Annotated in this window: 19 protein-coding genes and 1 pseudogene; 11 read left to right on the top strand and 9 right to left on the bottom strand. The window is 60.5% G+C overall.

Going from position 1 to position 19,639, the window contains the following annotated elements; genetic code table 11:
• Positions 1-25: 25 nt before the first annotated feature.
• The 7 genes from ACCC96_RS02515 to ACCC96_RS02485 form a co-directional block, all read right to left on the bottom strand.
• A complete protein-coding gene (locus ACCC96_RS02515; protein WP_258673413.1) occupies positions 26-388 on the bottom strand; it encodes a Na+/H+ antiporter subunit G in 363 nt (120 codons plus the stop codon).
• Positions 385-663: a K+/H+ antiporter subunit F gene (locus ACCC96_RS02510; RefSeq protein WP_007935991.1), complete on the bottom strand. Its 279-nt coding sequence runs from the start codon at positions 661-663 to the stop codon at positions 385-387. The genes ACCC96_RS02515 and ACCC96_RS02510 overlap by 4 nt, the downstream gene beginning before the upstream one ends.
• Positions 660-1,148 (bottom strand): Na+/H+ antiporter subunit E, encoded by a 489-nt coding sequence (locus ACCC96_RS02505; RefSeq protein ID WP_019649264.1) that lies wholly within the window; start codon positions 1,146-1,148, stop codon positions 660-662. The genes ACCC96_RS02510 and ACCC96_RS02505 overlap by 4 nt, the downstream gene beginning before the upstream one ends.
• Positions 1,145-2,830 (bottom strand): monovalent cation/H+ antiporter subunit D, encoded by a 1,686-nt coding sequence (locus ACCC96_RS02500; protein WP_258673416.1) that lies wholly within the window; start codon positions 2,828-2,830, stop codon positions 1,145-1,147. Before ACCC96_RS02500 ends, ACCC96_RS02505 begins: the two co-directional genes overlap by 4 nt.
• The gene (locus ACCC96_RS02495) at positions 2,827-3,171 is read right to left on the bottom strand and encodes a Na+/H+ antiporter subunit C (RefSeq protein ID WP_019649262.1); all 345 of its coding nucleotides are present in this window, start codon (positions 3,169-3,171) and stop codon (positions 2,827-2,829) included. The genes ACCC96_RS02500 and ACCC96_RS02495 overlap by 4 nt, the downstream gene beginning before the upstream one ends.
• Entirely contained in the window at positions 3,171-6,101 is a 2,931-nt protein-coding gene (locus ACCC96_RS02490) for a monovalent cation/H+ antiporter subunit A (protein WP_413694911.1), read from the bottom strand. Before ACCC96_RS02490 ends, ACCC96_RS02495 begins: the two co-directional genes overlap by 1 nt.
• A 154-nt stretch (positions 6,102-6,255) precedes the next feature.
• Positions 6,256-7,284 (bottom strand): DMT family transporter, encoded by a 1,029-nt coding sequence (locus ACCC96_RS02485; protein ID WP_258673421.1) that lies wholly within the window; start codon positions 7,282-7,284, stop codon positions 6,256-6,258.
• Here ACCC96_RS02485 and ACCC96_RS02480 point away from each other — a divergent pair.
• The 5 genes and pseudogenes from ACCC96_RS02480 (at position 7,279) to ACCC96_RS02460 (ending at position 11,725) form a co-directional block, all read left to right on the top strand.
• The gene (locus tag ACCC96_RS02480) at positions 7,279-7,842 is read left to right on the top strand and encodes a helix-turn-helix domain-containing protein (RefSeq protein ID WP_413694910.1); all 564 of its coding nucleotides are present in this window, start codon (positions 7,279-7,281) and stop codon (positions 7,840-7,842) included. The two genes, ACCC96_RS02485 and ACCC96_RS02480, sit on opposite strands and share 6 nt — an antisense overlap.
• Positions 7,843-8,013: 171 nt before the next feature.
• Complete coding sequence (locus tag ACCC96_RS02475) at positions 8,014-8,349, top strand: hypothetical protein (RefSeq protein ID WP_413694909.1); 336 nt, start codon at positions 8,014-8,016, stop codon at positions 8,347-8,349.
• A 344-nt stretch (positions 8,350-8,693) separates the two neighbouring features.
• Positions 8,694-9,431: pseudogene (locus tag ACCC96_RS02470) on the top strand (ABC transporter ATP-binding protein); the annotation flags it as partial.
• 69 nt (positions 9,432-9,500) lie between these two features.
• The gene (locus ACCC96_RS02465; protein WP_413694908.1) at positions 9,501-10,937 is read left to right on the top strand and encodes an FAD/NAD(P)-binding protein; all 1,437 of its coding nucleotides are present in this window, start codon (positions 9,501-9,503) and stop codon (positions 10,935-10,937) included.
• A gap of 428 nt (positions 10,938-11,365) precedes the next feature.
• Positions 11,366-11,725 (top strand): DUF6124 family protein, encoded by a 360-nt coding sequence (locus ACCC96_RS02460; protein ID WP_413694907.1) that lies wholly within the window; start codon positions 11,366-11,368, stop codon positions 11,723-11,725.
• Between the two features lie 284 nt (positions 11,726-12,009).
• Here ACCC96_RS02460 and ppnN read toward each other — a convergent pair whose 3' ends face one another.
• Positions 12,010-13,383, bottom strand: coding sequence for a nucleotide 5'-monophosphate nucleosidase PpnN (ppnN, locus tag ACCC96_RS02455; RefSeq protein ID WP_018928007.1), 1,374 nt, complete (start codon positions 13,381-13,383; stop codon positions 12,010-12,012).
• A 228-nt stretch (positions 13,384-13,611) separates the two neighbouring features.
• Between ppnN and ACCC96_RS02450 the strand changes: the two genes are divergently transcribed.
• Positions 13,612-14,139, top strand: coding sequence for a DUF3087 domain-containing protein (locus ACCC96_RS02450; protein ID WP_413694906.1), 528 nt, complete (start codon positions 13,612-13,614; stop codon positions 14,137-14,139).
• Between the two features lie 6 nt (positions 14,140-14,145).
• Here the strand turns inward: ACCC96_RS02450 and ACCC96_RS02445 are convergent, their stop codons facing one another.
• Complete coding sequence (locus tag ACCC96_RS02445) at positions 14,146-15,135, bottom strand: LysR family transcriptional regulator (RefSeq protein WP_413694905.1); 990 nt, start codon at positions 15,133-15,135, stop codon at positions 14,146-14,148.
• An 84-nt stretch (positions 15,136-15,219) separates the two neighbouring features.
• Between ACCC96_RS02445 and ACCC96_RS02440 the strand changes: the two genes are divergently transcribed.
• From ACCC96_RS02440 to ACCC96_RS02420, 5 genes are all read left to right on the top strand, one after another.
• Positions 15,220-16,389 (top strand): M20 aminoacylase family protein, encoded by a 1,170-nt coding sequence (locus ACCC96_RS02440; protein WP_413694904.1) that lies wholly within the window; start codon positions 15,220-15,222, stop codon positions 16,387-16,389.
• A 90-nt stretch (positions 16,390-16,479) separates the two neighbouring features.
• The gene (locus ACCC96_RS02435; RefSeq protein ID WP_413694948.1) at positions 16,480-17,259 is read left to right on the top strand and encodes an ABC transporter substrate-binding protein; all 780 of its coding nucleotides are present in this window, start codon (positions 16,480-16,482) and stop codon (positions 17,257-17,259) included.
• Between the two features lie 84 nt (positions 17,260-17,343).
• A complete protein-coding gene (locus tag ACCC96_RS02430; RefSeq protein ID WP_019649253.1) occupies positions 17,344-18,033 on the top strand; it encodes an ABC transporter permease in 690 nt (229 codons plus the stop codon).
• On the top strand, positions 18,030-18,743 hold the full coding sequence (locus ACCC96_RS02425) for an ABC transporter permease (protein ID WP_258673445.1): 714 nt from the start codon (positions 18,030-18,032) through the stop codon (positions 18,741-18,743). The genes ACCC96_RS02430 and ACCC96_RS02425 overlap by 4 nt, the downstream gene beginning before the upstream one ends.
• A gap of 21 nt (positions 18,744-18,764) precedes the next feature.
• The gene (locus tag ACCC96_RS02420) at positions 18,765-19,532 is read left to right on the top strand and encodes an ABC transporter ATP-binding protein (RefSeq protein WP_413694903.1); all 768 of its coding nucleotides are present in this window, start codon (positions 18,765-18,767) and stop codon (positions 19,530-19,532) included.
• Positions 19,533-19,639: the final 107 nt, after the last annotated feature.

Raw genomic sequence — 19,639 nt, 5'->3', positions numbered from 1 at the left:
TTCGGGCAAGCAAGATCTTTTGCGTTTAACTCCCGGGTTCCGTGCGCCGACTACTCACTTCCGCCGGCACATCATCCCCCGCCATGCGCTTGCGGAACAGCGCTGCCCGGGCCAGCAGCAGCGTGGTCACCGGCATCGTGATCGATAACAGAATCGGAATCAGCCAGGCATGCAACACCGGCCCCGACTTGAGCGCCGAAAAGTAAATGATCGAAGCCAGTGCCACGCACCACGCGCCCAATGTCGAGGCCAGCGCCGGCGGGTGCATGCGCTGGAAGTAATCCTTCATCCGCAGCAGCCCGACCGCGCCGATCAGCGCAAACAGACTGCTGAGCACCAGCAGAATCGCCACCGGAATTTCCACCCACAAAGACAGTTCAGCGCTCATTCGATCACCTCGCCACGCAACAGGAATTTGGCCAGGGCAAACGAGCCGACAAAGCCGAACAGGGCGATTAGCAGCGCCGCCTCGAAGTAGGTGTCACTGGCATAACGAATGCCCAGCGCGAGCATCATCAGCATGGCGATGATGTACAGGTAATCCAGGGCCAGAACCCGATCCTGGGCCGACGGGCCCTTGAACAGGCGGATCAGGGTCAGAATCATCGCCAACGAAAAGATGAACAGGCTCAGCAGGATTGCGTTCGACAGCAATTCGCTCATTCGAAGATCTCCATCAAGGGGCGCTCGTAAGTCGCCTTGAAGTGCTGGATGAATTGGCTTTCGTCATCCAGATCGAAGACGTGCAGCAACAGAATGCTGCGATCCAGCGCCAGTTCCGACCAGACCGTGCCGGGAATCACCGTGCAGATGATCGACAGCGCCGCCAGACCGTTGGCATCGCGCAAGTCCAGCGGCACCTTGATGAACCGCGAGCGAGGCGCGCGCCGCCCGGCATTGAGCACGCCCCAGGCCACGGCAAGGTTGGACACCAGCACATCGCGCCCGACCAGCAAGAACAAATGCAGGATTACCCCAGGGCGACGAATGCGGATCGGCAACGGCCGCAACTTGCGCATCATCAGTGGGGCACAGAGGCCCAATACCGCGCCCAACAGCACATTGCCGGGGCTCATCGACAGGTTCAACAGCAGCCACAGCAGCCACAAGGACAGTGACAACCACGGCGCAGGAAACAGACGCTTCATGGTTGCACCTCCACCAGTGCTGCCCTGGCTTCAGGGCTCGGCACCGCACGGGTGCCGAGCACCGCCATCACGTATTGCTGAGGGTTATTCAATGCTTGAGCGGCGGCCTGGGTGTAGCGCAGCAGCGGTTCAGCCTTGAACGTCAGCGCGATGCTCAGCCCCAGCAGCACGATGATCGGCACGCATTCCAGGCGGCGCAGCAAAGGCGACGGTCGCTCTTGTGGGGTCCAGAAACGCTGGATGCCCAAACGCGAGAAAGCGATCAACGAGGCCAATCCGGACAGGATCAACAACGTCAGCAACCCCCACGCGCCGTTCGATACCGGCTCGTCGCTGCCATTACCCAGGCCCAGCGGGTTGAGCAGGGCGCTGAGCAGGCTGAGTTTGCCGATAAATCCGGAGAGCGGCGGCATGCCGATAATCAATAAAGCGCAAGCGATGAAGCTCAGGCCGAGGAAGGCCATGGTCCAGGGAATCACCTGACCAACCACGGCTTTCTGGTCGTCATCGAGGTTGAAGCCTTTGGGCGGCTGCAAGGATTCCAGGGGCCGTGGCAGCAGCTCGCCGTCATCGTCCAGTGGCATTTCGTTGGCCGAACGCGAACGCTCGATCAACTCCGCCAGCAGGAACAGCGCGCTCAAGGCCAAGGTCGAGCTGACCAGGTAAAACAGCGCCGCGCCGATCAGGTTCGGCTGGGCGAAACCGATGGCCGACAACAAAATGCCTGCCGACACCAGAATGCTCAGGCTGGCCATGCGCTCCAGGCGTTGCGCGGCGAGGATCGCCACGGCGGCGCAGACGATGGTCGCCATGCCGCCGTAGATCAGCCAGTCGCCACCGAAGTACGCGGAGGCCCCGGCCTGGCCGGAGAACAGCAGCGTCCACAGGCGCAGCAAGGTGTAGACGCCGACCTTGGTCATGATCGCGAACATCGCCGCCACCGGCGCGCTGGCCGCTGAGTAGGCCGGCACCAGCCAGAAGTTCAGTGGCCACATCCCGGCCTTGGCCAGGAACGCCACCGCCAGAATCGCCGCGCCGGCATGCAGCAGGCCGCGATCGGCTTCCGGCACCAGCGGGATTTTCAGCGCCAGGTCGGCCATGTTCAGCGTGCCGGTAACGCCGTAGATCAACGCTGCGCCGATCAGGAACAGTGACGAGGCCAGCAAGTTGATCGAGATGTAATGCAACCCCGACGACACCCGCGCCCGGCCCGAACCGTGCAGCATCAACCCGTAAGAGGCGGCGAGCAGCACTTCGAAAAACACGAACAGGTTGAACAGGTCCGCCGTTAGGAAGGCGCCGTACAGGCCCATCAACTGAATCTGGAACAGTGCGTGGAAACTCGAACCGGCGCCGTCCCAGCGGGCCATGGCGAACAGCAGGGCGCTGACGCCGATGATCCCGGTCAGCACCAGCATCAGCGCCGACAGACGATCGACCACCAGCACGATGCCGAACGGCGCCTGCCAATTGCCCGGCAGGTACACGCCGATGGAGCCGGGCACGCCGGTGGTTTGCGTCCATTGCAGCAGCATTACGGCAATGCCCAGTCCCAGCAGGCTGGAGAACAGGTTGATCTTGGCCTTTAGCGGGCGGTGTTTCTCGCCCAGCATCAGCATCACGGCGGCGGTCAGCAGCGGCAGCAGAATCGGTGCAACGATCAGGTGAGTCATCGCCATCATTCTTTAGGCTCCCGGCCATCCACATGGTCGGTACCGGTCAGGCCCCGGGAGGCGAGCAGCACCACCAGGAACAGCGCGGTCATGGCGAAACTGATGACGATTGCGGTCAGCACCAGCGCCTGCGGCAGCGGGTCGGTGTAGTGCAGCAAATCCTGAGGCACGCCGTCCTTGATGCTCGGCTCCTTGCCGATGAACAGGCTGCCCATGCTGAAGATGAACAGGTTGACGCCATAGGACAGCAGGCACAGGCCCATGACCACCTGGAACGTCCGTGGCCGCAGTATCAGCCATACGCCAGACGCGGCCAGCACACCGATGGCGATTGCGATGACTTCTTCCATCAGATGGCTCCTTGGGTGACAACGGCTTTGGCCGCGGGCCTGATTTGCGCGCTGGTTTTATGACCACGTACCGATTGGTGGGCGAGAGCAGTGAGGATCAACAGCGTCGAGCCGACCACCACGGCGTACACGCCAATATCGAAGAACAGCGCGCTGGCGATGTGAATATCACCCAGCAGCGGCAGCTCGAAATGCCAGGTGTGGGTGGTCAGGAACGGATACCCGACCGCCATTGCCCCGAGCCCGGTAACGGTGGCGAACAACAGCCCGGTGCCCATCCAGCGCAGCGGCCGCAGGCTCATTTGCGCCTCGACCCACTGGGTGCCGGCGACCATGTATTGCAGGATGAACGCCACCGACATCACCAGCCCGGCGACGAAACCGCCGCCCGGTTGGTTGTGCCCGCGCAGGAACAGATAGAAGGAGATCACCAGGGCGATTGGCAACAGCAGGCGCACCAGCACCGCCGGCACCATCATGAAACCGAGCGCGGTGTCGCTGGCGTGACGCGGGTTGACCAGATCGGTGACCACATCGGGCGCCAGCAGACGCTGTTGGGCCGGCAGTTGCAGGCTTTCTTTCGGAGGACGGAAGCGTCGCAGCAGGGCGAACACCGCCAGGGCCACTGCCACCAGCACGGTGATTTCACCGAGGGTGTCGAAGCCACGGAAATCCACCAACATTACGTTGACGACGTTGCTGCCGCCGCCTTCGGGCAGGGCGCGACTTAGGTAGAACGAGGAAATGTCGTTGGGCGTCTGGCGGGTCAGCATCGCGTAGGACAGCAACGCCATGCCGCCACCGACCGCTGTCGATAGCAGCAAGTCGCGAACCCGCCGTACCCGCGCCTTGCGCAGGCTGCTCGGCAACGGTGACACCTCTTCGATCCGTCGCGGCAACCAGCGCAGGCCGAGCAGGATCAGCACCATGGTCACCACTTCGACTACCAGTTGCGTCAGGGCCAGGTCCGGCGCCGAGAACCAGACGAAGGTCACGCAGGTCATCAGGCCGCAGACACTGACCATGGTCAGGGCTGCGAGCCGGTGATACTTGGCTTGCCACGCCGCGCCGAGGGCACAGGCAATCGCCAGCAGCCAGAGGATCACGAACACGATCGAGCCCGGAATTTTCGCCCGGTCACCCCAGCTCAGGCTGCTGTGCAGCATCGGGATCAACCCGGCCAATACCGCGGCGAGTACCACCAGAAACAGTTGGGTTTGCAGGCGCCGGGTGCTGATCCGCCGCTCCAGGCGACGGGCCAGACGCATCATGACCACCAGGCTGCGCTCGAACAGGCGCTTGCCGTTGAAGCGGTTGATCACCGGCGGGTGCATGAAACGCCCGCGCTTGAGCTGATTGCGCAGCAACAGGTAAAGCACGATGCCGCCGGACATGGCGATCAGGCTCATGATCATCGGTGCGTTCCAGCCGTGCCAGATCGCCAGGCTGTACTCGGGCAGCGTGCCGCCCACTACCGGTAATGCCGCCGCCGCGAGCAGCGAGCCGACCACTTGCGCCGGGAAAATCCCCACGACAAGGCAGGTAAACACCAGCAACTCCACCGGCGCGCGCATCCAGCGCGGCGGCTCGTGCGGGGTGTGCGGCAGATCGGTGGCGGTCGGGCCGAAGAACACGTCGACGGTGAAGCGCAGGGAGTAGGCGACGCTGAACGTCCCGGCGATGGTCGCGACGATCGGCAGGGTCATCTCGACCCAGGCCGTGGCGTTGATGAACACGGTTTCGGCGAAGAACATCTCTTTCGACAGGAAGCCGTTGAGCAGCGGCACGCCGGCCATGGAGGCGCTGGCGACCATGGCCAGGGTGGCGGTGAACGGGATCAGTTTGACCAGGCCGCTGAGTTTGCGAATGTCCCGGGTGCCGCTTTCGTGATCGATGATCCCGGCGGCCATGAACAGCGAGGCCTTGAACGTGGCGTGGTTGAGAATGTGGAACACCGCGGCCACGGCGGCCAACGGACTGTTCAGGCCCAGCAGCAGGGTGATCAGACCCAGGTGGCTGATGGTCGAGTAGGCCAGCAGGCCCTTGAGATCGTTCTGGAACATCGCGCAATAAGCGCCGAGCAACAGGGTGCAGGCGCCGGCCCCGCTGACGATGTAGAACCATTCTTCACTGCCGGACAGCGACGGCCACAGGCGCGCGAGCAGGAACACCCCGGCCTTGACCATGGTTGCCGAGTGCAGATAAGCCGAGACCGGCGTCGGTGCCGCCATCGCGTGGGGCAACCAGAAGTGGAAGGGAAATTGCGCACTTTTGCTCAGGGCGCCGATCAGGATCAGGGGCAGCAGAATAGGGTAGAGGGCATGCGCGCGAATCAGCTCGCCGGCGGCCAGGACCTTGTCCAGGTCATAGCTGCCGACCACATGGCCGAGCAGCATGACCCCCGCCAGCAAACACAAACCGCCCGCGCCGGTAACCATCAACGCCATGTAGGCGCCACGTCGCGCATCGGCGCGGTGGTGCCAGTAGCCGATCAACAGGAACGAGAAGAGGCTGGTCAGCTCCCAGAAAAACACGATCTGGATCAGGTTGCCGGAGATCACCAACCCCAGCATGGCGCCCATGAACGCCAGGAAAAACGCAAAGAAGCGCGGTACCGGATCGTCCGGTGACATGTAATAGCGGGCGTACAACGAAACCAGCGTGCCAATGCCCAGTACCAGCATCGAGAACAGCCAGGCGAAACCGTCCATGCGCAGCACGAAGTTCAGGCCCAGGCTGGGTAGCCAGAAGAATTCTTCGCGGATCACGCCGCCATGGGCGATTTGCGGGTACAAGAGGGCGACCTGGACGGTGCCGATCAAGGCAACCAGGCCAGCCAACAGCGATTCGGTATTACGCGCGTTGTGCGGCAGCAAGGCTGCCAGACAGCTGCCGATAAAAGGCAGAAGCAGTAGAACTATCAGGGACATAGGCTTCTAATCTGCGGAAGTTTGTGAAGCATCATACGTGCCAGCTCCCCGATCACCAAACGTCAAGCTGTCGCAGAATCCTACAAGGTAGACGGAAAAACCCTGTTTATCATTGTTTCAATGGAGATGGGGGAGCCCCGAAAAGATCTTGCTGTTAATTGCCGCTTTCGCTCTCCAAGGCTTCATCAACCTCGGCAGCCGCCTTACCCTTGGTCTTCAACTCACTGACAATCACCGCCGCCACAATCAACCCCGCACCCATCAACGCAATCGCCGGCAAGCGTTCCCCGGCGAGCCGCCCGGCAATCCCGGCCCATACCGGCTCCCCGGCATAGATCAACGTCGCCCGAGTCGGCGAAACACTCTTCTGCGCCCAGTTCATCGCCACCTGGATCGCCGCACTCGCCGCGCCCAAGCCTAAAGCGCTGCACAACAGCAACCATGAGAAATCCGGAATCACTTCCTGAGTCGGCACCACCATCAGGAACGACAGCACCGACGTGACCGCCAATTGCACCACCGTCACCCGCCGCACGTCGACCTGGCCGGCATAGGTGCTGATCAGAATGATTTCCGCGGCAATCGCCACGGCGCTGATCAATGTGGCGATTTCACCGGGGCTGAAATTGAGCGACGCGCCGGAAGGCCCCGACAGCAACATCAACCCGGTAAAGGCCAGCATGATCCCGATGCTCGGCATCAACCCCGGACGACGCCCCAGCACCAGCCATTGCAGCAGCGGCACGAACGGCACATACAGCGCGGTAATAAACGCCGACTGACTGCTGGGAATGCTCTGCAAACCCACGGTCTGCAAGCCGTAACCAAGCATGATCGCCACGCCGATAAACGCCCCGGCCTTGAGTTCGAACAGCGTCAGTTCACGCAGATGGCGCCAGGAGAACAGCGCCACAAGGCTCGCCGCCGCGGCAAAACGCAGCCCGACGAAGAACATCGGCCCGCTGACGGTCATCGCATGCTGCACCAGCAAAAAGGTCCCGCCCCAGACCATGGTAATCAGCACCAGCACGCACTCGGCCTTGCTGAACCGGGAGAAACGGGGGGAAGTATGAGAAGCGTTCATTGACGTCATGACCTTGCGCGCCATCTGAGGGAGACGCACAATGCGCCCGAAGTTGGGCAGTATACTGCGCAACGCCACCCAGTGAGCAATATAGTGCACAAAGATTCCACCCAACGGGCTTCGGTCCTCCAGCACGTCAGCCTGAACGTGCGACGTCTGCGCCACGCCGCCGACATGAGCCAGAGCGCCCTGGCCGAAAAGTCCGGGGTCAGCCGCCGGATGTTGGTGGCCATCGAGGCCGGCGAGAAGAACGTCAGCCTGACCACGCTCGACCGCGTGGCCGAAGCGCTGGACGTGGCCTTCAGCGACCTGATCCAGGCCCCCGACGCCCGCGACCCGAGCCGCATCAATGAAGTCGCCTGGGCCGGAAAAATTCCTGGCAGCAAAGCCGTTTTACTGTCAAAAGCCACCGCCACCCGTGAAGTGGAACAATGGGAATGGTGCCTGCAACCGGGTGAAATTTACCCCTCGCAACCGGACGCCGATGGCTGGAGCGAACAGCTCTACGTATTTGAAGGCTGCCTGACCCTGGTGCTGGGCGATAAGCAGCAACACATCACCGCCGGGGAGTTCTTCATGTTCGCCAGCAACCAGCCGCATTCCTATCGCAATGACGGGGTGGTGGCGGCGCGGTTTGTGCGTAATGTAGTGATCTGATTGCGGCAGACCGCTCGTCGGGAACGGCGCGATACCTGTTATTTCTGACAGTAGACGTTGGGCGCGATCGAAGATTAGATGAAGTTCGGTGCGGTACCGGCCGAGCGGCCCATCGAACAGACATAGACGTTGATGCGGCTCTTTCTAATGTCGACTGAAAGGAATTAGGAAATGGCAGATTTAGAAGCGCTTCACGTCAAAGAAGCTGTAGATGGCGTAATCAATCTGAAGGATGTCCCGGATAAAGGGGCTACTGCGTGCATTCCCACGCCCGACTCTTATGAGCCGGGAATAGTCCACAGCGTCAGCGTGCTTATTTCGGGTGTTGATGTAGTTGACCATGTACCTGTTGGGGAACCGGTCGGTGATTTTTTTGAATTCCTGATTTCAAAATTGGACTTATTGAATAACACAGGGCCGCAGAAGGTATTCACCTACACGTTCTGGGATGAGGTTGGTAACCAGCACGATTCAGAGCCAACTGTCTATGACATCAACCACTCTTGATAAAGTTGCTTAAAGTGAATGCTCAATTTCTATGAAGAGGTTGAGCACTCGCTATTGTAGGTGTTGCTTGAGCAGCAGTGAGCCCACAGATTGTTGAGGTTTATCTCATAGATCAATTTAAGTTGTTTTCGTAAGCTATTGATTAACAAATAATAATTATTTTGGCGCGACTTCTGTATTGGTACTTGGGTGTTCACCCGACTCCGGAGTCGCGCCATGACAATTTTTGCCCAACCCCCTCACACCGCCCATGTGCCTTTGCTTATCTGGGCACTACCAGCGCCAGCAGCTTCGATATCAACCGGTCGTTCCAGATCCTGTTCATCATCATTATTATCGGTGGCATGGGCAGCATCGCCGGCAACTTTGTCGGCGCGGCGTTTATCAGCCTGCTGCCGATCCTCCTCAGCCAAGCCGCCAGCGACATTGCTGCTAATGACCTGTTGCAAGTCAAAGACATCGAAGTGATCTACGACGGTGCGATCCTGGCTGTGGCCGGAGTGTCGCTGACGGTGCCCAAGGGCGGCATCGTCGCGTTGCTCGGCGCCAATGGTGCGGGTAAAAGCACGACGCTCAAGGCAATTTCCGGGTTGGTGCGGGCCGAGCGCGCGGAAGTCAGTCGAGGGACGATCGAGTTTCTCGGACGCGATACCGCAGGGGGCGATCCGAGCGTTCGCGTGCGTCAGGGCATGGTGCATGTGCTGGAAGGTCGGCACGTATTTCCGCAACTGACGGTGGAGGACAACCTGCGCAGCGGCGGCTTCGTTCGCGGTCTGAGCCGCAAGGACCTGGCGGCGGATCTGGAGCGCATCTACGCCTGGTTTCCACGCCTGAAAACCAAGCGCAAGACCCAGGCCGGGCTGACTTCCTGTGGCGAACAACAAATGGTCGCCATCGGCCGGGCGTTGATGACACGTCCTACTTTGGTACAGCTTGATGAACCTGCCATGGGTTTGGCGCCTATTATCGTCCGGGAGATTTTCGAAATCGTGGCGCAACTCAATCGAGACGTGCAGGTGAGCTTCCTGATGGCCGAGCAAAATATTAACGTGGCACTCAAGTACGCTTCACAGGCTAGCGTCCGGTGAGTGACTGACACGGGGCGATCCGCACGACTTCCATTCAGGTAAACATTGATCAGTGAGAACGCCATGACTGAGACACCACGCGCACAGGCGAGCGACGCCATCCGTCACGCTGACATCCTGATCATCGGCGGCGGCCTGAGTGGCGCGATGCTGGCGGCGCAGTTGTTGCGCTTGCCCGGTCAACGCCGGGTTCTGGTGATCGAGCCGCGAGCGGAGCTGGGCCGTGGCGAAGCCTATAGCGCGGTGGAACTGGGGCATACGCTCAATGGCAACGCGGCGCGGATGAGCGTCGACCCGGACAACGCCGATGACCTGACCCAATGGCTGACCGAACACATCGCCGCCGGTGGCTGGCCGGAGTCGGATCAGCAGCATGTGCCGGTCAGTGAACTGTTTCCGCCGCGCGGGCTGTTCGGCGTTTATGTGCAGCAGCGTTTGGCCGAGGCGCAGGCGGTGGGCGCATTGAATGGTTCGAGTGTCGAGCATGTACGGGCCGAGGTGGTCGACCTGCAAACCCGGGACAACGCTGTATTGCTGACCTTGAGTGACGGGCAACGTTTGCAAGGCGCCTATGCGGTGCTGGCCACTGGTATGTTCCCCGCCGCGCGCACACCGCAAACCGAATCCAGCGGCTTGAATGCGGCTGCGCTCGACCCGTGGGATGTGGCCGCCATGCGTCAGCTCGATCCGCAGTCGACGGTGCTGATCATCGGCTCGGGCCTGACTATGGTCGACGCCGTGGTGTCGCTGGAGCAGGCTGGGCATCGCGGGCCGATCGAAGTGTTCTCCCGTCATGGTCTGCTACCGCATGTGCGCCGACAACCGCCGGCGTGGGTGGATTTTTTAGCCGCGGACCACAGTATTCGCACACCGCGTCAGTTGGTGCGGGAACTGCGCCGGCATTGCCGCGATGCCATTGCTCAAGGCATTGACTGGCAAGCGCCGCTGGACACGGTGCGGGCGCACATCGGGCGGTTGTGGAGTCAGGCGACGGATCGGCAACGCCGGCAATTTGTGCGGCATGTGCGGCCATGGTGGGAAAGCCATCACCATCGCTCGCCGCCGTTGAGTGCCGAGTTGGTGGCGCGTCTGCATGGGGAAGGGCGGTTGCGGATTCATGCCGCATCGTTCAAGGGGCTCGAGCCTGCGTCGGACGGCGAGGTCAGTATCCGCATTCGTCGTCGTGGCGAGACGCAAACTTGCGTGGTGCATGGCGCGGCGCTGATCAACTCCAGCGGCATCGAATACGACTGGCGTCGGGTGGCGCGGCCGTTGCCCCAGCAGTTGCTCGCTTGCGGGCTGGTGCGTCCGGGGCCATTGGCGCTGGGCATTGCCGCGGCGGTGGATGGCGCGGTACTCAGCGCCGACGGGCAGGTCGCCAGCCGTTTGTTCGCCATGGGGCCGCCGTTGCGCGGCATGTGGTGGGAGAGTACGGCGGTGACTGACGTGGCGAGCCAGGCCAAGTTTCTTGCGGCGCGATTAGTAAGCGATCTGTTGTAGCAGCTGCCGAGCCCGCGAGGCTGCTGCTACGGGTAGGCCAAGTCTCTTGCTCGCGAAGAGGCCAGCCCATCCACCACAAAACCCACAGTAAGACCAATAAACAGGCGATGTTTAATAGACATCTCCAGATACTCACTCAGGCTACACAGCCTTGCGCCGTTGCCTACGACTACGCCAGAATCCGCCGGCTTGTGCGCCTTGAGGCCGGGCTCTATCGTTTCCGGGTCGCTGACGAATCAGCGATCGGGTTTAGCAGCTCGATGAATATCAAGGCACGTCAGTGTCGCCATTCGCGTTATGGCGGCTATGCGTGGGGCACTTCGGTGCGCCGGGTTCCTTGATCCCTGGTCTGCTAACCCGCGTACAGCCGCCACCTTCTTCGTTTAGCAGCGATAGATGTCGGCTCCACTGATCAAGGAGCTTCATTTATGTTCAAACCAACACCAAATCCTCCGGAAACCGACGACGTTTCCCCCTACGAATCCCTCGATTCCAAAAAACTCCACGAAGCCGCCGACCGCGCCCTCGACCACTACCTCAAACCACCCATCCCCAAAGCCACCAAGCGCAAACCCAGTACCATTTACCATGTGGGTGCGAAGGTCGATAACGAAACCCTGCTGGTCAACGCCTGCGAATCCCTGGCGTCAGCGAGCATGATGCTCAGTGAGTTCGCCGGATTGATGGACATGCCACATCGCAATGTGATGTTGGGGATTCAATCGGTGGTCATGCTTGGTGAACTGGCCGTCAACCGAGTGCTGGATAACCTCGATCCTCAGAACTGAGTGACCCATTGTGGCGAGGGAGCTTGTCGGGTCGCCGCACCGTCCCGCTCGGCTGCGCAGCAGTCGCAAAACCGGCATATGCGGTGTGCCAGAAAAATGCGGTTGCTGGATTTGGGGTCGCTTCGCAACCCAGCGGGAGCAAGCTCCCTCGCCACAGTGGGCTCCACTGACTCAGTCCCCAAAAACAAGAAACCCCGCATCAAGCGGGGTTTCTCATTTCAGGCAGTTCAAACCGGCAACTCAGTAGCGCTGATACTTCGAACCAAACCTACAGGATTTGCGTATCAAGCCACCACTTGGTAACACGGCACATACGCCGCGCCGCCCGGCAGTTTCATCCGGTGCTGGGCGACGAAGGCTTTGAGCAAGTGGTCCAGCGGCTGCAAGACCTCGGCATCACCGCGAATCTGGTACGGCCCGTGTTCTTCGATCAGGCGGATGCCCTTGTCCTTGACGTTGCCGGCGACGATGCCGGAGAACGCGCGGCGCAGGTTGGCGGCCAGTTCGTGGGGCGGCAGGTTGCGGCTCAGTTGCAGGTTGGCCATGTTGGCGTGGGTCGGGTCGAACGGGCGCTGGAAGCCTTCGTCGATCTTCAGCAGCCAGTTGAAATGGAACGCGTCGTTGCGCTCGCGGCGAAACTGTTTGACCGCTTTGAGGCCCTGAGTCATCTGCCGCGCCACTTCGGCCGGGTCGTCGATGATGATCTCGTAGTGCTGCTGCGCTTCTTCACCGAGGGTTGCGCCGACGAAGGCGTGCAGTTGCTCCAGATACGGCGCGGCGCTTTTCGGCCCGGTAAGGACCACCGGGAACGGCAGGTCCTGGTTGTCCGGGTGCATCAGGATGCCGAGCAGGTACAGGAACTCTTCGGCCGTGCCCGCGCCACCCGGGAAAATGATGATGCCGTGGCCAACCCGCACGAACGCTTCCAGGCGTTTCTCGATGTCCGGCAGGATCACCAGTTCGTTGACGATCGGGTTTGGCGCTTCGGCGGCGATGATCCCAGGTTCGGTCAAGCCGAGGTAACGGCCGCCGTGGATGCGTTGCTTGGCATGGGCGATGGTCGCGCCTTTCATCGGGCCTTTCATCACGCCAGGGCCACAACCGGTGCAGATGTCCAGGCTGCGCAGGCCGAGTTCGTGGCCGACTTTCTTGGTGTATTTGTATTCTTCGGTGTTGATCGAGTGGCCGCCCCAGCACACCACGATTTTCGGCTCGACGCCGGGGCGCAGGGTGCGGGCGTTGCGCAGCAGGTGGAAGACGTAGTCGCTGATGCCCTGGGAGGTGCTCAGGTCGATGCTCAAGGCGTCGAGTTCGTTTTCGGTGTAGACGATGTCGCGCAGGGCGCTGAAGAGCATTTCGCGGGTGCTGGCGATCATTTCGCCATCGACGAAAGCGTCGGCCGGGGCGTTCAGCAGTTCCAGGCGTACGCCACGGTCTTGCTGGTGAATGCGGATTTCGAAGTCTTTGTAGGCTTCCAGAATGGTCTTGGCGTTATCAACGTGGGCGCCGGTATTGAGGATGGCCAGGGCGCACTGGCGGAAGAGGGTGTAGGTGATGCCGGATGAAGCTTCGCTCAGTTGCTGTACTTCACGCTGGGAGAGCGTTTCCAGGCTGCCTTTAGGGCTGACCGAGGCGTTGATTACATGTCGTTGGGTCATTCAATGATCCTTAAAACGATGTCACCCGCCAGCAACGGCGCATGGCATCCGAATAGTGTGTATCCATGATGAAGATGGCACGAACTGCGCTGTATCGCCATGCTCCCGTTTGACGATGAAAAGATGAAAAGGAGCTCCAGCATAGCTAAATCCTTCGGGGAGGCGATAATGCCTCGCAGTCTTTTTGTCACAGCGCCTTTTACCACCGATGCAAGGAACCCCGTCGCGATGTTCGAAATCCAGCCAATGAATGCCGAAACCTATCGACGCCAGACGCGGCGCAGCACGGTGATCATCGCCCTGATGTTCCTGGCGCTGGCGATGGTGCTGTCGACGGCGGCGGTGACGTTGTTCGGTGAACCCGGCGGCGACAATCTGCGGTTCAACGTGGGCGGGGTGTTTGCCGCGTTGTTGCTGACGGTGGCGCTGATGCGCGGCAAGTTCTGGAGCCAGGAGTGGATGGCGCCAGCGGTTTACGGTTGGCAGCTCAAGCGCAGCCTGATGAGCGTCACCAACGTCATGCACCAGGTGACGGCGGCGGTGGAGCAGGGCGATCCGGGCGCCATGAAGCTGCTGCGCTTCTATCACTTGGGGTTGAACCAGATGCACCAGTTGGACGGCAACTCCAGCGACCATGGTCAACTGAGCCGTGAGATGGATCAACATGCGGCGCGGATGCAAGCACTGGGCATCGATACTGAGCAGACGCAATTGAATCCGGCCTGGCTTGAGGCATTGAAACAGACGCGCGCCTGACCTCTCTCAAACCCGCAGGTGCAGCGTTTCAAAGAGTTGTCGGTCTTCCTTCTTGGCCGAGCGGGCGTGACGCCGAATGACCTGCAACAGGCAATCGGTGAAGCACAGTGCCGGATTGCTCAGCGCACCATTGCGGCGTGTCACGATGCCCAACTGCCTGGGTTCGAATTGTTCGGTCAGCCCCAGGGAAACCACTCGGCCGAGAAAGGGCGGGGCGATACTCACGATGGAGGGCCCCCAGGTGCACATGTCGGCCCGCTCAACCATCATTTGCAGGATGGCCAGTGAATGGGCGCGGACGATTCGGCTCTCATCAATCTGTGCACCGTGTTTCCAGAACAACTCCTGCATCAGCCCATCGTGACCGTCCGGTGCGTAGTTCAAGGTCCAGTTCTGCTCCAGCAGCTCATGGATCGATCGAGCATTCTGTCGTGCATGGCCCTGGCGAACCAACACCGACGTTTGGTAATCGAGCAGGGTTTCGCAGGCAAATTCCTGGGTTGATTGCGTCGGGTGAAGCTGGCCGATCGCAAAATCCATGCTGCCATCGCGCAGCAGCGGTTGGGCCACCGCCATCAGGCTTTCGAACAGTTCCAGCCGGATTTCCGGCATTCGCTCTCGAAAGGCCAGTACCACTTCGGGCAAGAAGGTCAAGGCAATCCATGGCGTGATCCCCACACAGAGCCGCCCCTGAGCCTTGCCTCGCAGGTGATCGAGCTCTGTCTGCGCATGTTCGAGTTGCTTGATCACGAGCCGGGCGTGAGTCAGCAGCACTTTGCCGTACTCGGTGAAGTTCAGGCCGTTGGGCGTTCGGGTGAACAGCGGTAACTGCTGGCTGGTTTCCAGCTCGCGAAGTGCTTTGGTCACGGCGGCCTGGGACATATCCAGCGAACGCGCGGCTGCGCGGATGCTGCCGGTTTCGGCGCTGGCGATCAGCGCTTGTAGTTGATGCAGTTTCATATGCTCACCGTGACGACAACCAATGGTTGTCATCATAACCAAACTGCGTCTCCCCAGCCCGGATTCCGTTCCCTAAGATCGATCCCAACAGCCGCCCAGACCTATCGAGGGAATACAACAATGAACGCCGGCCCCGTCTTGCCTGGTATCGCAGCGATCCAGGATGAAATGATCGCCTTGCGGCACTGCATTCACGCTCACCCCGAGTTGGGCTTTGAGGAATTCGCCACCAGTGAGCGGGTTGCACAGTGTTTGACGCAGTGGGGGTTTGAGGTCAGCACCGGTGTGGGCCGGACCGGAGTTGTCGCCACCCTGAAAAATGGTGAGGGGCGCTCCGTTGGCTTGCGCGCCGACATGGATGCACTGCCGATTCAGGAAACCACCGGCTTGCCGTATGCCAGCCGGATTGACGGTGTGATGCATGCCTGCGGCCACGATGGGCATACCGCAACCTTGTTGGCGGCCGCTCGATACCTGGCGCAAACCCGGGCGTTCAACGGCATATTGCATCTGATTTTCCAGCCGGCCGAAGAGGGGCTGGGCGGTGCCAGGAAAATGCTTGAAGACGGCCTGCTCGAACGGTTCCCGTGTGATGCGGTGTTTGCCATGCACAACGTGCCGGGTTATCCCGCCGGGCATCTGGGGTTTTACAGCGGCCCGTTCATGGCGTCTGCCGATACGGTGACGATCAAAATCATCGGCCACGGTGGCCACGGCGCGGTGCCGCACAAGGCCATCGATCCGGTGGTGGTGTGCGCCTCGATCGTGATTGCCTTGCAAAGCATCGTGTCGCGCAACGTCAATCCGCAGGACATGGCAATTATCACGGTGGGTTCCATACATGCCGGAAGCGCTTCGAATGTCATTCCCGTGTTCGCCGAAATGAGCCTGAGCGTGCGAGCGTTGACCCCTGAGGTTCGCCGGCTGCTCGAGCTCAGAATTACCGAGCTGGTTGAGGGCCAGGCCGCCAGTTTCGGCGCACAGGCCCATATCGACTATCAGCATTGTCATCCGGTGTTGATCAATGATCCCGAGCAGACAGCGTTCGCCCGTCAGGTCGCGCAGGACTGGCTGGGCGAAGGACAAATGATTGACGACCTGCGCCCCTTCACCGCCAGCGAGGACTTCGCTTTCATCCTGGAAAAGTGCCCGGGCAGCTATCTGGTGATCGGCAATGGCCAGGGCGACAGCGGCTGTCTGCTGCACAACCCCGGCTACGACTTCAATGATGCCTGCCTGCCGATCGGGGCGAGTTATTGGGTGAAGCTGGTCGAGGGTTTTCTGCGTTGAGCGGCGGCGTTTTCAAGCGCTGCGTTTGTACAAAAAGCTGTCGGTAACCTGGCTCGGCGAGCCCATTGAGGAAAAATAACAATGAATAAAATGATCGCGGCTGTATCACTGGTGTTGTTCACGGCATCCGGCCTGGCCGGGGCGGCCGACTGGTCCGGCAAAGTATTGAAGCTGGGCGTCGACCCCACCTACCCACCGCTGGAATACAAGAACCAGGATGGCACGCTGACCGGTTTCGGGGTCGACATCGCCGAGGCGCTTTGCGCCGAGTTGCATGCTCGCTGCGTCTGGGTTGAAAGCAGCTGGGACGGCATGATCCCGGCCCTGCTGGCGCGCAAGTTCGACGCGGTGGCTTCGTCGATGACCATTACGCCCAAGCGCCTGGAGCAGATTGCGTTTACCGACAAGGTGTCCAATGCGCCGGCACGTTTGGTGGTCAGGCGTGGATCGGGCTTGCTGCCCTCCCTGGAGTCGCTCAAGGGCAAGCGTATTGGCGTGGAGCAGGGGTCGACCCAGGAGGCTTATGCCAAAGCTGTCTGGGGTTCGAAGGGCGTGGACATTCTCTCCTATCAGAATCAGGACCAGGTGTACGCCGACCTGGTAGTGGGGCGACTCGATGCCTCGCTGCAGGGCGCGATCCAGGCCAGTTACGGGTTTCTGAACACTGCGCGGGGCAAGGACTATGAATTTGCGGGTGCCACCCTGGATGACCCCGGTTTTTTCGGCGTCGGTGATGGCATTGGCTTGCGCAAGAGTGATGTCGAGCTGCGCGAAGACTTGAACAAAGCGCTGGCGACGATTCTGGCCAACGGCACTTACGAGCGGATCAACAAAAAGTACTTCGATTTCGACGTCTACGGCGCGAAATGACGCCTCTCGATACCTGAAACAGGGCGGCCGTCCGGGCCGCTCTGTTTGACCATCCTCTTCACTAATAAAAACAAGGAGAGCGAAATGCTTCTGGAAGGCTTTGGCCCGCAAATCCTGCTGGGCACCCTGGCCACCCTCAAACTGGCCTTGGGATCACTGCTGATCGCCGTTCTGGCAGGGCTGCTCGGCGCCAGCTCCAAGTTGTCCTCCAGTCGTTTGTTGCGAGCGCTGGCCACGGGTTATACAACGGTGATTCGCAGCATGCCGGACCTGGTCATCATGCTCCTGTTGTTCTTCAGCTTGCAGATGCTGCTCAACCGGATGACGGATTGGCTAGGCATCAACCAGATCGATATCGACCCGTTCCTGGCCGGTGTCGCCACCCTGTCATTCATCTACGGGGCATATTTCACCGAGACTTTTCGCGGAGCCTTCCAGGCAGTCCCGGCTGGCCAGATCGAAGCCGCGAGGGCCTACGGCATGAGCCGCGGGAAAACCTTTCGCAAAATCCTCTTCCCGCAAATGCTGCGCCATGCCTTGCCGGGTATTGGCAATAACTGGCAGGTGCTGATCAAGTCGACTGCCCTGGTATCGATCATCGGCCTGACCGATGTGGTCAAGGCCACGCAGGATGCGGGCAAGGGCTCGTTGCAGTTCTTTTATTTCACGCTGGTCGGCGGCCTGATCTACCTGGCCATTACCACCGTTTCCAACGTTGTCTTGATGTGGCTCGAGCACCGCTACTCGGTGGGTGTCAGGAAGGTTGCACCATGACCGGCATTCTCGATGACTACTGGCAGGCTTACCTGTGGAGCGACGGGCCGCACTTTTCCGGGTTGGCGGTGACTTTGTGGCTGCTCATTCTTTCGGTGGTGAGCGGTTTCCTGCTCGCGGTTCCCTTGTCGATCGCCCGCGTCAGCCGTAATCCGCTGATCCGCCTGCCGGTGTGGTGCTACACCTACGTGTTTCGCGGCACCCCGTTGTACATCCAGCTGCTGTTCTTCTACACCGGTGTATACAGCTTGCATGTGGTGCGGTCCCAGGATTTTCTCAACGCGTTTTTCCGTGACGGGTTCAACTGCACGGTGCTGGCGTTCGGGCTCAATACCTGTGCCTACATGACCGAAATTTTCGCCGGTTCCATCAGGGCGACCGCCCATGGCGAAATCGAGGCCGCCCGAGCCTACGGGATGAGCCGTTTCACCCTCTATCGCCGGATCGTTCTGCCGTCGGCGTTGCGCCGGGCCCTGCCGTTTTTCAGCAATGAAGTGATTTTGATGCTGCATTCCACCTCAGTGGCGTTTACCGCCACGGTTCCCGATTTGCTGAAAATTGCCCGCGACGTCAACTCGGCGACTTACGCATCCTTCACCGCATTCGGCATTGCCGGATTGTTGTATGCCGGCAGCGCGTTTTTGCTGATCTGGCTGTTCCGTCGCGGTGAATTGCATTGGCTTGCCTACCTCAAACCCCGGACGCACTGACTCCTGACGGGACATGCTCGAATGTATAAATTGATCGTTGAAGACGTACACAAGAACTACGGCAGCCATGAAGTGTTGAAGGGCGTCTCGCTCAAGGCCAGGGCTGGCGATGTGATCAGCATCATCGGCTCCTCGGGGTCGGGAAAAAGTACCTTTTTGCGCTGTATCAACCACCTCGAACAACCGTCAGCCGGGCGCATCATTGTCAACGCCGAAGAGCTGCTGACCCGCAAGAACTCGAGGGGCGAATTGTGCGTAGTCGACCCCCGGCAGTTGCAGGTCATGCGCAGCAAGCTGTCGATGGTGTTTCAGCATTTCAACCTGTGGAGTCACATGACGGTGCTGGAAAACCTCATTGAGTGCCCGATGAGCGTGCTGGGTGTCGGGCGCCAGGAAGCCCTGGAGCGGGCGCGGCATTACCTCTTCAAGGTCGGCTTGCCGGCAAAGGTCGAGGGCCAGTATCCGGTCCAGTTGTCCGGCGGCCAGCAGCAGCGCGTTGCCATTGCTCGCGCGCTGGCCATGGAGCCGCAAGTGATGCTGTTCGATGAGCCGACTTCCGCGCTGGACCCCGAACTGGTGGGCGAGGTGCTCAGAGTCATGCAGCAGCTTGCAGAGGAAGGGAGGACGATGGTGGTGGTCACCCATGAAATGGCATTTGCCAGGCAGGTGTCGAATCAGGTCATCTTTTTGCATCAGGGACGGGTGGAGGAGCAGGGAGCACCAAGCCGTGTGCTGGAGCAGCCTCGGAGCGAGCGGTTGAAGCAGTTTCTGGCGGGAAGCCTTAAGTAACGGGTGCTATCATCCTCGCTGATCCGGCGGATGATTTCGATGAGCGTTTTCGTGCAAATCACCTATCGTATCGGGTTGTAAAGGTTTGAGCGCCGGTCACGGCTGGC

The sequence above is a fragment of the Pseudomonas sp. Pseusp11 genome (genome assembly GCF_047304405.1).
GTDB lineage: Bacteria > Pseudomonadota > Gammaproteobacteria > Pseudomonadales > Pseudomonadaceae > Aquipseudomonas.
The sequence above is the reverse complement of the archived record's forward strand: the minus strand, read 5'-3'. Positions and strand labels throughout refer to the sequence as shown.

What these genes read in the sequence shown, in the direction of transcription:
- ACCC96_RS02460 (WP_413694907.1), top strand. Translation starts at nt 11,366, where the DNA reads ATGTTCAAACCAACACCAAATCCTCCGGAAACCGACGACGTTTCCCCC.
- ACCC96_RS02510 (WP_007935991.1), bottom strand. Translation starts at nt 663, where the DNA reads ATGAGCGAATTGCTGTCGAACGCAATCCTGCTGAGCCTGTTCATCTTT.
- ACCC96_RS02435 (WP_413694948.1), top strand. Translation starts at nt 16,480, where the DNA reads ATGATCGCGGCTGTATCACTGGTGTTGTTCACGGCATCCGGCCTGGCC.
- ACCC96_RS02505 (WP_019649264.1), bottom strand. Translation starts at nt 1,148, where the DNA reads ATGAAGCGTCTGTTTCCTGCGCCGTGGTTGTCACTGTCCTTGTGGCTG.
- ACCC96_RS02445 (WP_413694905.1), bottom strand. Translation starts at nt 15,135, where the DNA reads ATGATGACAACCATTGGTTGTCGTCACGGTGAGCATATGAAACTGCAT.
- ACCC96_RS02440 (WP_413694904.1), top strand. Translation starts at nt 15,220, where the DNA reads ATGAACGCCGGCCCCGTCTTGCCTGGTATCGCAGCGATCCAGGATGAA.
- ACCC96_RS02425 (WP_258673445.1), top strand. Translation starts at nt 18,030, where the DNA reads ATGACCGGCATTCTCGATGACTACTGGCAGGCTTACCTGTGGAGCGAC.
- ACCC96_RS02430 (WP_019649253.1), top strand. Translation starts at nt 17,344, where the DNA reads ATGCTTCTGGAAGGCTTTGGCCCGCAAATCCTGCTGGGCACCCTGGCC.
- ACCC96_RS02465 (WP_413694908.1), top strand. Translation starts at nt 9,501, where the DNA reads ATGACTGAGACACCACGCGCACAGGCGAGCGACGCCATCCGTCACGCT.
- ACCC96_RS02490 (WP_413694911.1), bottom strand. Translation starts at nt 6,101, where the DNA reads ATGTCCCTGATAGTTCTACTGCTTCTGCCTTTTATCGGCAGCTGTCTG.
- ACCC96_RS02450 (WP_413694906.1), top strand. Translation starts at nt 13,612, where the DNA reads ATGTTCGAAATCCAGCCAATGAATGCCGAAACCTATCGACGCCAGACG.
- ACCC96_RS02515 (WP_258673413.1), bottom strand. Translation starts at nt 388, where the DNA reads ATGAGCGCTGAACTGTCTTTGTGGGTGGAAATTCCGGTGGCGATTCTG.
- ACCC96_RS02495 (WP_019649262.1), bottom strand. Translation starts at nt 3,171, where the DNA reads ATGGAAGAAGTCATCGCAATCGCCATCGGTGTGCTGGCCGCGTCTGGC.
- ACCC96_RS02475 (WP_413694909.1), top strand. Translation starts at nt 8,014, where the DNA reads ATGGCAGATTTAGAAGCGCTTCACGTCAAAGAAGCTGTAGATGGCGTA.
- ACCC96_RS02420 (WP_413694903.1), top strand. Translation starts at nt 18,765, where the DNA reads ATGTATAAATTGATCGTTGAAGACGTACACAAGAACTACGGCAGCCAT.
- ppnN (WP_018928007.1), bottom strand. Translation starts at nt 13,383, where the DNA reads ATGACCCAACGACATGTAATCAACGCCTCGGTCAGCCCTAAAGGCAGC.
- ACCC96_RS02500 (WP_258673416.1), bottom strand. Translation starts at nt 2,830, where the DNA reads ATGATGGCGATGACTCACCTGATCGTTGCACCGATTCTGCTGCCGCTG.